8 protein-coding genes are annotated in these 10,217 nt (G+C 72.7%); 5 read left to right on the top strand and 3 right to left on the bottom strand.

What is annotated here, in order from left to right; genetic code table 11:
• Positions 1-51 precede the first annotated feature (51 nt).
• A complete protein-coding gene (locus tag ACFCXS_RS38945) occupies positions 52-1,773 on the bottom strand; it encodes a hypothetical protein (RefSeq protein ID WP_376648075.1) in 1,722 nt (573 codons plus the stop codon).
• Between the two features lie 180 nt (positions 1,774-1,953).
• Here ACFCXS_RS38945 and ACFCXS_RS38950 point away from each other — a divergent pair, with 180 nt between their 5' ends.
• The 3 genes from ACFCXS_RS38950 to ACFCXS_RS38960 all read left to right on the top strand — a co-directional run bounded on the left by ACFCXS_RS38950 (position 1,954) and on the right by ACFCXS_RS38960 (position 4,494).
• Positions 1,954-2,184, top strand: a complete 231-nt coding sequence (locus ACFCXS_RS38950) for a hypothetical protein (protein ID WP_104788031.1) — start codon at positions 1,954-1,956, stop codon at positions 2,182-2,184.
• A gap of 147 nt (positions 2,185-2,331) precedes the next feature.
• Positions 2,332-2,742 carry a VOC family protein gene (locus ACFCXS_RS38955; protein WP_376648076.1) on the top strand — a complete coding sequence of 137 codons (411 nt, stop codon included), beginning with the start codon at positions 2,332-2,334 and terminating at the stop codon, positions 2,740-2,742.
• A 318-nt stretch (positions 2,743-3,060) separates the two neighbouring features.
• Positions 3,061-4,494: a sugar porter family MFS transporter gene (locus ACFCXS_RS38960; RefSeq protein ID WP_376648077.1), complete on the top strand. Its 1,434-nt coding sequence runs from the start codon at positions 3,061-3,063 to the stop codon at positions 4,492-4,494.
• Between the two features lie 85 nt (positions 4,495-4,579).
• On the opposite strand, the gene helR is transcribed toward ACFCXS_RS38960, so the two are convergent.
• The gene (gene helR, locus ACFCXS_RS38965) at positions 4,580-6,739 is read right to left on the bottom strand and encodes an RNA polymerase recycling motor ATPase HelR (RefSeq protein WP_376648078.1); all 2,160 of its coding nucleotides are present in this window, start codon (positions 6,737-6,739) and stop codon (positions 4,580-4,582) included.
• Between the two features lie 216 nt (positions 6,740-6,955).
• On the opposite strand from helR, the gene ACFCXS_RS38970 reads away from it, so the two are divergent.
• Entirely contained in the window at positions 6,956-7,831 is an 876-nt protein-coding gene (locus ACFCXS_RS38970) for a Gfo/Idh/MocA family protein (protein ID WP_376648079.1), read from the top strand.
• A 21-nt stretch (positions 7,832-7,852) separates the two neighbouring features.
• Here ACFCXS_RS38970 and ACFCXS_RS38975 read toward each other — a convergent pair whose 3' ends face one another.
• Positions 7,853-8,740, bottom strand: a complete 888-nt coding sequence (locus tag ACFCXS_RS38975; RefSeq protein ID WP_376648080.1) for a GNAT family N-acetyltransferase — start codon at positions 8,738-8,740, stop codon at positions 7,853-7,855.
• 323 nt (positions 8,741-9,063) lie between these two features.
• On the opposite strand from ACFCXS_RS38975, the gene ACFCXS_RS38980 reads away from it, so the two are divergent.
• Positions 9,064-10,182, top strand: coding sequence for a PP2C family protein-serine/threonine phosphatase (locus ACFCXS_RS38980; protein WP_376648081.1), 1,119 nt, complete (start codon positions 9,064-9,066; stop codon positions 10,180-10,182).
• The last annotated feature ends 35 nt before the right edge of the window (positions 10,183-10,217 follow it).

A 10,217-nucleotide genomic window follows, 5' to 3' on the forward strand; every position in this document is an offset into this window, starting at 1 on the left:
CGGGGCCCGGGAGGATGTCCTCCCGGGCCCCGGTGTGTGTGCGGACAACGGCTAGCGCGGTGTCCGGGCGAAGCCGGCGAGGCTGGTGGAGACGGGCTCGGGCCGGCCGTCGTTCTGCACGGGCGCGGCGGTCAGGACGTCGAGGTGCTGGTAGCCGTCGGCCACCACGGGATGCAGGCCGGCCGGGACCCGCCCGGCCAGCAGACCCTCACCGGCGAGCACGGTGAGCACCGGGTTGGCCTTGAGTCCCTCGGGGTGGACGACGAGCTTCTTCACCTGCGGTGAGGTGGCCAGCTCGATGTCCGTGACCAGCTTGGTCGGGAAGTACTGCTCGGTGAAGTCCAGCGGCTGCTCGGCGAGGCTGCGCGCCAGTTGCCGCACATCGGTGACTTCTTCGCCGGGACCGGTGAACGGGGTGCCGTCGGCCGACCGGTAGCCGGGGTCGTCCGCGTCGCCGACGCGGTCGTAGGTGCGCCAGGTGTAGAGCGGACCGTGCGGCCGGTCCGGGATGGCCTTGTACGCGGTGCCGTACAGCCCCGGTCGGGCGTCACTCCCGTTGGCGGCGGGGAAGCTCTTGTCGGCGATCGGGCCGCCGTCGAAGAAGCCGATGCTGGTCTGCAGGAAGGCCAGCGGGACGGAGTTGTCGTCCAGCAGCGCCCCGAGGACGGCACCGTTGGTGAGCCGGAAGTCCCGCACCGCCGGGGAGCCGCTGAGGAAGGCGGCGGTGTCCTTGGCGAACAGGAAGCGGTTGGTGGCCTCGATGTTGAGGTTGCGGGGCAGATAGGCGGGCAGGTCCGCCTCACCGTCCAGGTCCTTCAGCGCGCCCAGTCCCGCGATGCCGAGCAGCGTCATGGTCTCGGGGTTGAGCAGGACCGGCGCGGACAGGGTGCGCGGCAGTACGCCGCTGTCCAGCCCGGCCTGCACGACGCCGTAGCCGAGGCCGATGTCGGGCAGGTTGGTGTCGCCCGGGATGCTGCCGCTGAGGTCGCCCAGCGTGGTGGAGACGGTCGTGTCGAGGGCGAAGTAGCCGGCGCACTGGTTGTACCCGGCGTCGGCCGTGGTGGCGGGGTTGCCGTCGAAGTCGGCGGCGGCGAAGTACCCGGTGACGACACCGCCCAGCGAGTGCCCGCCGCACAGCACCTTCCGCTTGCGCAGTGCCTGGGAGGGCAACTCGGCGGTGAGCAGGTCGTACTGGTCGCGCACGGTCTGCTCGATCCCGAGCTTCGCCATCCAGCCCAGTTGTGCGTTGCCGGTGTAGCCGCCGAAGGTCCGGCCGTCGACCCGCTTGCCGCGGTAGTAGTAGTCGACGGCGGTGTGCTGGTCGCCGGAGGCGATGCCGGTGCGGTCCTCCAGGCAGTTGGAGCGCCGGTCCAGCGCCCAGAACTCGATGTGCCGCCCCTGCTCGGCGGCCAGGGTGACGGTGTTGCGGGCGACGCTGTCGAACGCCCCCGCCCCTTCCAGGATGCCGGGCTGGGCGATGAGGATCCGGTCCGCGTCGGCCGACGCGGCCGGGCCGTCTGCGGAACGGTAGCGCAGGTACGACAACCGGTCGCAGGCCGCCGGACGGGGTCCGGCCGACTCCGGCAGCGGCACCTTCACCCGCACCATCGACTCCGTCACCCCGGTCACCGGCGACGTCGAGGTCACCGGCGTCTCGGTGCGCGTGTCCTCGGCGCCTGCGCCCGGGGCGGCGGCCGTGAGTGTCCCGGCGGTCAGCAGCACCGCGAGCACGGCACCGCGCCACTTCCCTCTGTGCGTACGGTTCATGTCCATGCCACGGACGCTAGGTCGGTGGCACGACAGCTCTCAGGCGGTGCTGATGAGAACTCAGCTTCCGGACGGCTGCTTGTCACCGGCGCACAGCGCGCCCGGGCTCCGGCGCGAGAGGGGGTCCGTACCGCTTCTGGACGCCATCGAGCTGCGGTCCGGCCGTTTCGGGAGCATGGTGGGGCTATGGACGGTCAACCCCCTGTGGTCGTGCAGCCGCCCGCGACGGACGGCGGACGGCTGGTGACCATCCACGGCGAGCGCATGGGCGTCGCCTACAGCCTCTTCGACGTACTGGACCTGCTGCACCGCGAGGGCCTGCCCACCACCGACACGGCCGTCGACGACACGGAGCTGATCGAGTGGCAGGGCGGCGGCCCGTACGACTGGAACAGCGGGGCGTCCGACGAGGCGTGAGGCCCCTCTCACCGAACCGGATGCTTGTCCGGCCGGCCTCGGCGCCACCTCGCCCCGCCCCCGGCGCGGCGCGCTCGGCGAGCCGTTGTCGGTGCCTGGCGATACGCTGCGCGAAAACGGCTCTTTGCCCCCTTCTGGGAGGTTCCTATGGCCTCGCGCCTCAACCCGTACCTCACCTTCAACGGCGACGCCCGGCAGGCGATGGAGTTCTACAAGGAGGTCTTCGGCGGCACCCTCGACCTCAACAACTACGGGGAGTTCGGGCAGGCGGACGCCCCGAACGCCGACAAGATCATGCACGGCATGCTGGAAACGACGAGCGGCTTCACCCTGATGGGCGCCGACAACCCGCCGGGCATGCACTCCGAGCAGGGCAGCCCCTTCTCCGTGAGCCTGAGCGGCGACGACGACGCCGAGCTGCGCGGCTACTGGGAGAAGCTGTCCGAGGGCGGTTCGGTGTCGGTGCCGCTGGAGAAGCAGATGTGGGGCGACGTGTTCGGCATGTGCACGGACCGCTTCGGCGTCCCGTGGATGGTCAACATCAGCACGGAGAACTGAGCGGCCCGCGGGGCCGCCGTTTCAGGCCGGCCCCGGCTTCTCCGGGGCCGGCCCGCTCCTTTCCCCGCACCACGAACGTGGAGGCAGGCACCCGCTCCCCGGTTTCCGCCCCGCCCCTCCAGCCGGTCCCGTTCTTGGCCGCGCTGCGGCCGCGGGCCGCCGCCTGCCTGATCGCGTTCGGTGTTACCGCGCGGCACGGGGTAGGCGAGTCGCACCCGCCGGGGTGCCGCTGCCCAGTGCGGCCGGTGCCCGTGCGCACCGGGCCGCCCGTGGCCGTCCGGGGCCCGGCGGACGGACTTCGACAGGCAAGGAGCGGCCATGGACGTCAGGGTCGAGACGACACCGACCCCCACCCCCGCCGGCGGCGTCGCGGACGAGACGCCACCGGCGGTCTCGCGGCGGCTGCGGGTCATCACGACCATCGCCACGTTCGGCGGTCTGCTCTTCGGCTACGACACGGGCGTCATCAACGGCGCCCTGCCCTACATGGCCGAGGATCTCGGCCTGACTCCGGTCACCGAGGGCATGGTCACCGGTTCGCTGCTGCTGGGCGCGGCGCTGGGCGCGGTGACCGGTGGCCGGATATCGGACGCACGCGGCCGGCGGCGCACCATCCTGCTGCTGGCGTCGCTGTTCTTCCTCGGTGCTCTGGGCTGCACGCTCGCCCCGACGACCGCCGTGATGGTGGTGGCCCGGTTCGTGCTGGGTCTCGCGGTCGGCGGCGCCTCGGTGACCGTGCCGGTGTATCTCGCCGAGGTGTCGCCCGCCGAGCGGCGCGGCGCCCTCGTCACCCGCAACGAGCTGATGATCGTCACCGGTCAGCTGCTGGCGTTCACGTTCAACGCGATCATCGCCCGGATCGGCGGTGAGTCCGGCGGCGTGTGGCGCTGGATGCTGGTCGTCGCCACCCTGCCGGCGGTGGTGCTGTGGTTCGGCATGCTGGTGATGCCGGAGAGCCCGCGCTGGCTGGCTTCCGAGAGCCGCTTCGGCGAGGCCCTCGCTGTCCTGAAGCAGGTGCGGTCGCGGGTCCGGGCCGAGGCGGAGTTGAAGGAGGTCTCCGCGCTCGCCGTCAAGGACGAGCGGGAGAAGCCCGGCGGCTGGCAGGACGTCAGGAGCACGCCCTGGGTGCGCAGGCTCATGCTCGTCGGGTTCGGCATCGCCGTCGTGCAGCAGATCACCGGCGTGAACACGATCATGTACTACGGCACGCAGATTCTCACCGACGCCGGCTTCACAGCCGACAGCGCGCTGACGGCGAACATCGCCAACGGTGTGATCTCGGTGCTGGCCACCTTCGTCGGCATCTGGCTGCTGGGCCGGGTCCCGCGCCGCCCGATGCTGATGACCGGTCAGGTGGGAACGACCGCCGCGCTGCTGCTGATCGGCGTGTTCTCGCTGGTGCTGCCCGCCGGTGATCCGCGGGCGTTCGCGGTGCTCGCGATGACGGTCACGTTCCTCGCCTTCCAGCAGGGCGCGATCTCGCCGGTGACCTGGCTGATGCTGTCGGAGATCTTCCCGACGCGGATGCGCGGGTTCGGGATGGGGGCGGCGGCCGTGGTGCTGTGGCTGACCAACTTCGTGATCGGGCTGGTCTTCCCGTCCCTGGTCTCCGGGATCGGCATCTCCGCCACGTTCTTCCTGTTCGTTGCGGCGGGCGTGCTCTCCCTCGGCTTCGTGAAGCGGTACGTCCCCGAGACCGGGGGCCGCACGCTCGAAACGCTCGAGGCCGAGCTACGGGCGCGCTTTTCGTGACCGCTTTTCCCGACCGCCTTTCCGACCGCCTTTCCGACCGCCTTTCCGACCGCCTTTCGAGGAAGGGTGCCCCGGCCGAGCGGGGTCAGGAGCTGGTGAGGATCACGAGCTCCTGCGTCGCCCTGGTCATCGCCACATAGTGGTCGACGGCGCCCTCGACGCCGTCGCCGAAGCTCTCCGGGTCGACCAGGACCACCAGGTCGAACTCCAGCCCCTTCGACAGCTCCGGGGTCAGCGACCGGACGCGGGCCGAGACCGGGCGGAACGCCGGATCGCCGATCACACAGGCGATCCCGTCGGCGTGCCCGGCGAGCCACGTGTCGAGGACCGACGTCAGCTCCGCGGCGGACCCTTGGCGGACGGGGACGCCCCCGCTGCGGATCGACGTCGGCACGTTGGCGTCCGGCAGCACGGCCCGGATGACCGGCTCGGCCTCCGCCATGATCTCCTGCGGTGTCCGGTAGTTGATGCTCAGGGAGGCCATCTCGACCCGGTCCAGCCCGATCCGCTCCAGGCGTTCCTGCCACGACTCCGTGAACCCGTGCCGGGCCTGGGCACGGTCGCCGACGACGGTGAAGCTCCTGGACGGGCAGCGCTGCAGCAGCATCTGCCATTGCGCGTCGGTGAGTTCCTGCGCCTCGTCCACGACGATGTGCACGAACGGCCCGGCGAGCCGGTCCGGGCCGGCGGTGGACAGGGCGCTGTCGTCGACCAGGGAGTTGCGCATGTCCTGCCCGTGCAGCATGACCAGCACGCCTTCGCCGTCGTCGTAGCTGTGGGCCTCCAGCAGGTTGTCGATGACGTCGGCCATGCCCTCCCGCTGGGCGGCGAGGGCGGCCTCCTGCCGGCGCCTGCGCCGTGCGGCGTCCGGGTCGCCGAGCCGATGGCGTGCCGCGTCCAGCAGCGGCAGGTCGGACACGGTCCAGGCCTGCGGCTCGGCGCGTTGCAGGGTGCGCACCTCGTCGCGGTCGAGCCAGGGCGCACACATGCGCAGGTAGGCGGGCACGGACCAGAGGTCGCCGACGAGGTCGGTCGCCTCCAGGAGCGGCCAGGCGCGGTTGAAGACCGTGAGCAGTTCCCGGTCCCGCGACAGCGCCTTGCGGAGCAGGTCCTCGGGGGCGTCGCCCTCGTGCTTGTCCACCAGGATCGACAGCAGTTCCTCCCAGACCTGGTCGCGTGCCTCGTTGTGCGGTGTGCCGGGTTCGGCCGCGTCGAAGGCCGCCGCCCAGTCGTGGGCGCCCAGGCGGATGTCGGACCAGTGGGTCGTGACCGTCATCGCCTCGGTGGGCGGCTCCTCGTAGAACCGGACGGCCTTCTCGATCGCCCGCACCATGTCCGCGGACGACTTCAGGCGGGCCACTTCCGGGTCGGTCTCGGCCGCCGCGGTGGCTCCCTCGTCGACGAGGTCCGCCAGGACGCAGGTCTGCACGCCCTCCTCGCCGAGGCTGGGCAGGACGTCGGACACGTAGGAGAGGTACGGCCGGTGCGGGCCGACGAACAGCACGCCGCCCCGACGGTGCTGCCCGAGGCGCGGGTCGGAGTAGAGGAGGTAGGCGGAACGGTGCAGGGCGACGACGGTCTTGCCGGTGCCCGGGCCGCCGTCGACGACCAGGGCGCCGCGGGAACCGGCGCGGATGATGGCGTCCTGGTCGGCCTGGATGGTGCCGAGCACGTCCCGCATGCGGGCCGAGCGGTTGGTGCCGAGGCTCGCGATGAAGGCGGACTGGTCGTCGAGCGCGGCGTGCCCGGCGAACGCGTCGGTGGTGAACACCTCGTCCCAGTAGTCGCTGACCCTGCCGTCGCTCCAGCGGTAGCGGCGGCGGCTGGTCAGACCCATGGGGTTGCCATGGGTCGCCCCGAAGAACGGCTCGGCGGCCGGGGAACGCCAGTCGACCAGCAGCCGGCGCCCCTCGCTGTCCGTGAGGCCGAGCCGTCCCACGTACACGGGCTCGGAGCCGTCCGCGCCGACCATGCGCCCGAGGCACAGGTCCAGTCCGAAGCGGCGCAGGGCGCGCAGGCGGGTGGTCAGCCGGTGGATCTCGGCGTCCCGGTCCATGGCCTGCCTGCCCTTGCCACCGGGGGCCCTGCGCTCGGCCTCCAGACGGCCGGACAGCTCCGCGATCGACTGCTCCAGGCAGTCGGCGACGGCGGCGAAGTGCCGCTCGTCCCCGGCGATCGACGCCGGGGCGGCCTTGTGCGCGAGGCGGCCGGGAAGATCGAACGCACTCGTTGTCGCAGGGGTCACGTCATGCTCCCGTTTCCGCAGGTCCTGGGCCTAGGCCGGATATTTTGCGGCAGACGGGGGGCCTTGCCGCAAGGCCCCCCGTGGGCTATAACTTGAGACAGGCGAGGAGAGCACTCCTTGCCTTTTCTGTTGCCCGCCCTTGTCCGCCGCGCTGTTGCCCACCTGCCGTTCCCGTGTGGCACGCTCTTCGTCCTGGCAGCGTGGAGAGGCGGCAACATGCGCATAGGACTGCTCGGCACCGGACCCTGGGCACGGATGGCCCACGCCCCCGCGTTGAGCGGGCACGAGGAGCTGGACTTCACGGGTGTGTGGGGCCGTCGCCCCGAGGCCGCGAAGGAACTGGCCGATCGGCACGGCGTCCGCGCCTACGACGACGTCGACGCGCTGTTCGCCGATGTGGACGCCGTGGCCGTGGCGCTGCCGCCGCAGGTGCAGGCCGCGCTCGCCGCGCGGGCGGCGCGCGCCGGGTGCCATCTGCTGCTCGACAAGCCGCTCGCGCCGACCGTGGAGCAGGGACGAGCCGTGGTCGAGGCGGCCCGGGAGGCCGGTGTCGCCTCGGTCGTGTTCTTCACGAACCGCTTCCAGCCCGAGCCGGCGGCGTGGATCGCCGAACAGGCGGCGACACCGGGCTGGTTCACAGCCCGGGCCGAGTGGTTCGGGGCGGTGTTCACCAGCGAGAGCCCCTTCGCGACACCGTGGCGGCGGGAGAAGGGCGCCCTGTGGGACGTCGGCCCGCACGCCCTGTCCGTCCTGCTGCCGGTCCTCGGCGACGTGCGGCGCGTGACCGCGGCGGCGTACGGCCCCGGCGACACGGCGCACGTCGTCCTCGACCACACCGGTGGCGCGTCGAGCACCCTCACCCTGAGTCTGACGGCACCGCCCGCCGCGGCGGGTGCCGCCGTGGAGCTGCGCGGGGAGGCCGGGGTCGCGGCGCTGCCGGACGGCTCCGACGGCGCGGTGCCCGCGCTGATGCGGGCCGCGGACGCGCTGCTCGAAGCCGCCCGGACCGGCCGCCCGCACGCCTGCGACGCGGCGTTCGGCCTGAGGGTGACGGAAATCCTCACAACGGCCCAGGAGTTGCTGACCCCCTGAGTGCGCGGGCGGCCCCGCTCCTTACGCCGGTTCGAAGTTGAGCCGCTCCTTCACCACCGGGTAGCCGGCTTTGGCGAAGTTCGCCGCCATGGGGAAGTTGCCCTGGTCCGTGGCGGCGGCGACGAACTCGGCCCCCTGCTCGACGAGGAAGTGCGTGCACTCGGCCAGCAGGTCATGGGCGTAGCCGTGGCCGCGGTGCTCCGGAAGGACGCCGATGAAGCCGATGCAGGGGCCCGCCGGGTTGTGGGCCGGGATGTGGATGCCGGCCAGGTCGCCCTGGGGTGTGTACGCCGTCTGCCACCACGCGCGCGGTGACGGGCACCAGTGGAAGAAGTCGAGTTCCTCCTGGGCCGCCCGGTCGGGTCCGCCCTGCGCGACGGCCTTGAGCGCGTGCGCGTCCAGGGTGACGGAATGGATGCGGCGCAGGGCGTCGAAGAACACGGCGTCGTCGGGTTCGGAGCGGAACCGGAGGCGCCCGGGCCGCTCGGGCAGGCCGTGCTCGGGGGTCCAGCGGTACAGGAGGCGTTCGACCAGGAGGTCGTAGCCCGCTGCACGGGCTGCGGTGAAGCGGGTCTCGGCGGCGGCGCGCAGGGCCGGGTCGTCGCGCCAGCCTGTGGGCAGGTTCAGTTCCAGTTCGACCTGCCAGGGGGCGGAACGCAGGAGTGCGGAGCCCGCCTCCTCCTCGCCCTCGGCGACGTCGAACCAGTTGATGTTGAGGGGCTCGCCGTCGTCGGGGCCGCCCCACCAGGCGCCGCGGGCGACCACACGGCCGTCGCGCAGGGCCACGCGCTTCCAGTCGGGGCGGTGCCGGGTCAGCCGGTGGCCCTCACGGGCGCCCAACGGGTCGGGCAGGGTGTCGAAGAGTTCGGCGTCGCTCGTGTCGAGCGCGCGGATGACCACGTCGGTCATGGGGGTGTCCTCCGGGACGCATACTGCTCGGAGCGCTCCCGGTCGGTCAGTCGAAGCACGCCGGGACGACGGGGAGGGAGCGCGGGAACGGTGTGATCTGCACGGTTCTGCCCTCCTTCCGCAGGTCTCTCGGCGTGGTTCGCCACACGCTACGGGATCTTCGGGTGGGAGGTCCATGTGTTTCCGGCCGCTTCGACGGCCCGTGGCCAGGGCGGTCGGGCGCCACCCCTCACCCCCGTGAGTGGCTCCCCGGCGGCCCGTGCCGGTCCGGGCCCGGGGGTGCGGCGACCCGTCGGCCGTAGCAGCGTGGTGGTGTGAGCAGTGTGCGCGGCCGGCCCGCGCGCCGGGACCCGGACCGGCGCGGCTGGCTGCGCGGCGCACCCCCGCCCGGCTGGGCCCGGGTGCTGCCGTCGGCGCTGCTGGCGGCCGTGTGCCTGGCGGAGCTGGTCGCCCCGGAGCCGCTCGACATCGGCTTCCTGCTGGGCGCGATCCCGCCGCTGGCCGTGCTGGCGCACGGACCGGTGGCGACGGCGGTGCTCGGCGCGCTGGTGGTGGTCGTGCTGTCCGTGCCCGTCTTCAATCTCAACGATCCCGGCAGTACCGACCTGCTGACCGTGTGCTTCGTCTCGGTGCTGAGCGTGCTGCTGTCGTACGTCCGCTCCCGGCGGGACGCGCAGCTGGTCACCGAGCGGGCCGTCGCCGAGGTCGCGCAGCGGGCCGTGGTGCCGCTCCTGCCGGACCGGGTCGGACCGGTACGGTGCGCGGGACTGTACCGGGCCGCGCAGCGCGGGACCCTGGTCGGCGGCGACTTCTTCGACGTACGGGCGGGCCCCTACGGTGTACGGGCGGTCATGGGCGACGTGCAGGGGCACGGGCTGTCGGCCGTGGCCACGGTCGCGTCGCTGCTCGGCGCGTTCCGGGAGGCGGTGCTGGACCAGCCGGACCCGCAGGCGGTGGCGGCCCGGCTCGACCGGAGGCTGGCGGTGGACTCCGCGGGCGACCCGCACGCCGAGCTCTTCGCGACGGCGGTGCTGCTGGACTTCTCCGCCGACGCCCGGGTGGTGCGGATCGTGGCGTGCGGGCAGGCCGGACCGCTGCTGCTGCGGGACGGAAGGGCCGTGGAGCTGGACGTCGAGCCGTGCACACCGCTGGGTCTCGGCCTCGCCGATGCAGCCCCGCCCCGGGTCGTCTCGGTGCCGCTGAGGGCCGGCGACCGGCTCTTCCTCGCCTCCGACGGGGTGACCGAGGCCAGGAACGCACACGGGGTCTTCTACCCCCTGGCCGAAAGGCTCCCCGGCCTCGCCGCCGACGATCCGGCAGCGCTGGCCGAGCGGGTCTGGACCGACCTCGTCCGGTACTGCCCGGACGTGCAGGACGACGTCACGATGCTGGTGCTGGCGCCGCGTCCGCGGGACGGGGCGGACGGGACGGGCGGGGCCTGACCTCGGCGGCCGGCGGCGGCCCGCGGTGCATCGCG

Origin of the sequence: Streptomyces sp. NPDC056373, assembly GCF_042262425.1 — a bacterium.
GTDB lineage: Bacteria > Actinomycetota > Actinomycetes > Streptomycetales > Streptomycetaceae > Streptomyces.

Coding starts and splice junctions, on each gene's coding strand:
- ACFCXS_RS38960 (WP_376648077.1), top strand. CDS start 3,061: ATGGACGTCAGGGTCGAGACGACACCGACCCCCACCCCCGCCGGCGGC.
- ACFCXS_RS38950 (WP_104788031.1), top strand. CDS start 1,954: ATGGACGGTCAACCCCCTGTGGTCGTGCAGCCGCCCGCGACGGACGGC.
- ACFCXS_RS38955 (WP_376648076.1), top strand. CDS start 2,332: ATGGCCTCGCGCCTCAACCCGTACCTCACCTTCAACGGCGACGCCCGG.
- ACFCXS_RS38945 (WP_376648075.1), bottom strand. CDS start 1,773: ATGGACATGAACCGTACGCACAGAGGGAAGTGGCGCGGTGCCGTGCTC.
- ACFCXS_RS38970 (WP_376648079.1), top strand. CDS start 6,956: ATGCGCATAGGACTGCTCGGCACCGGACCCTGGGCACGGATGGCCCAC.
- ACFCXS_RS38975 (WP_376648080.1), bottom strand. CDS start 8,740: ATGACCGACGTGGTCATCCGCGCGCTCGACACGAGCGACGCCGAACTC.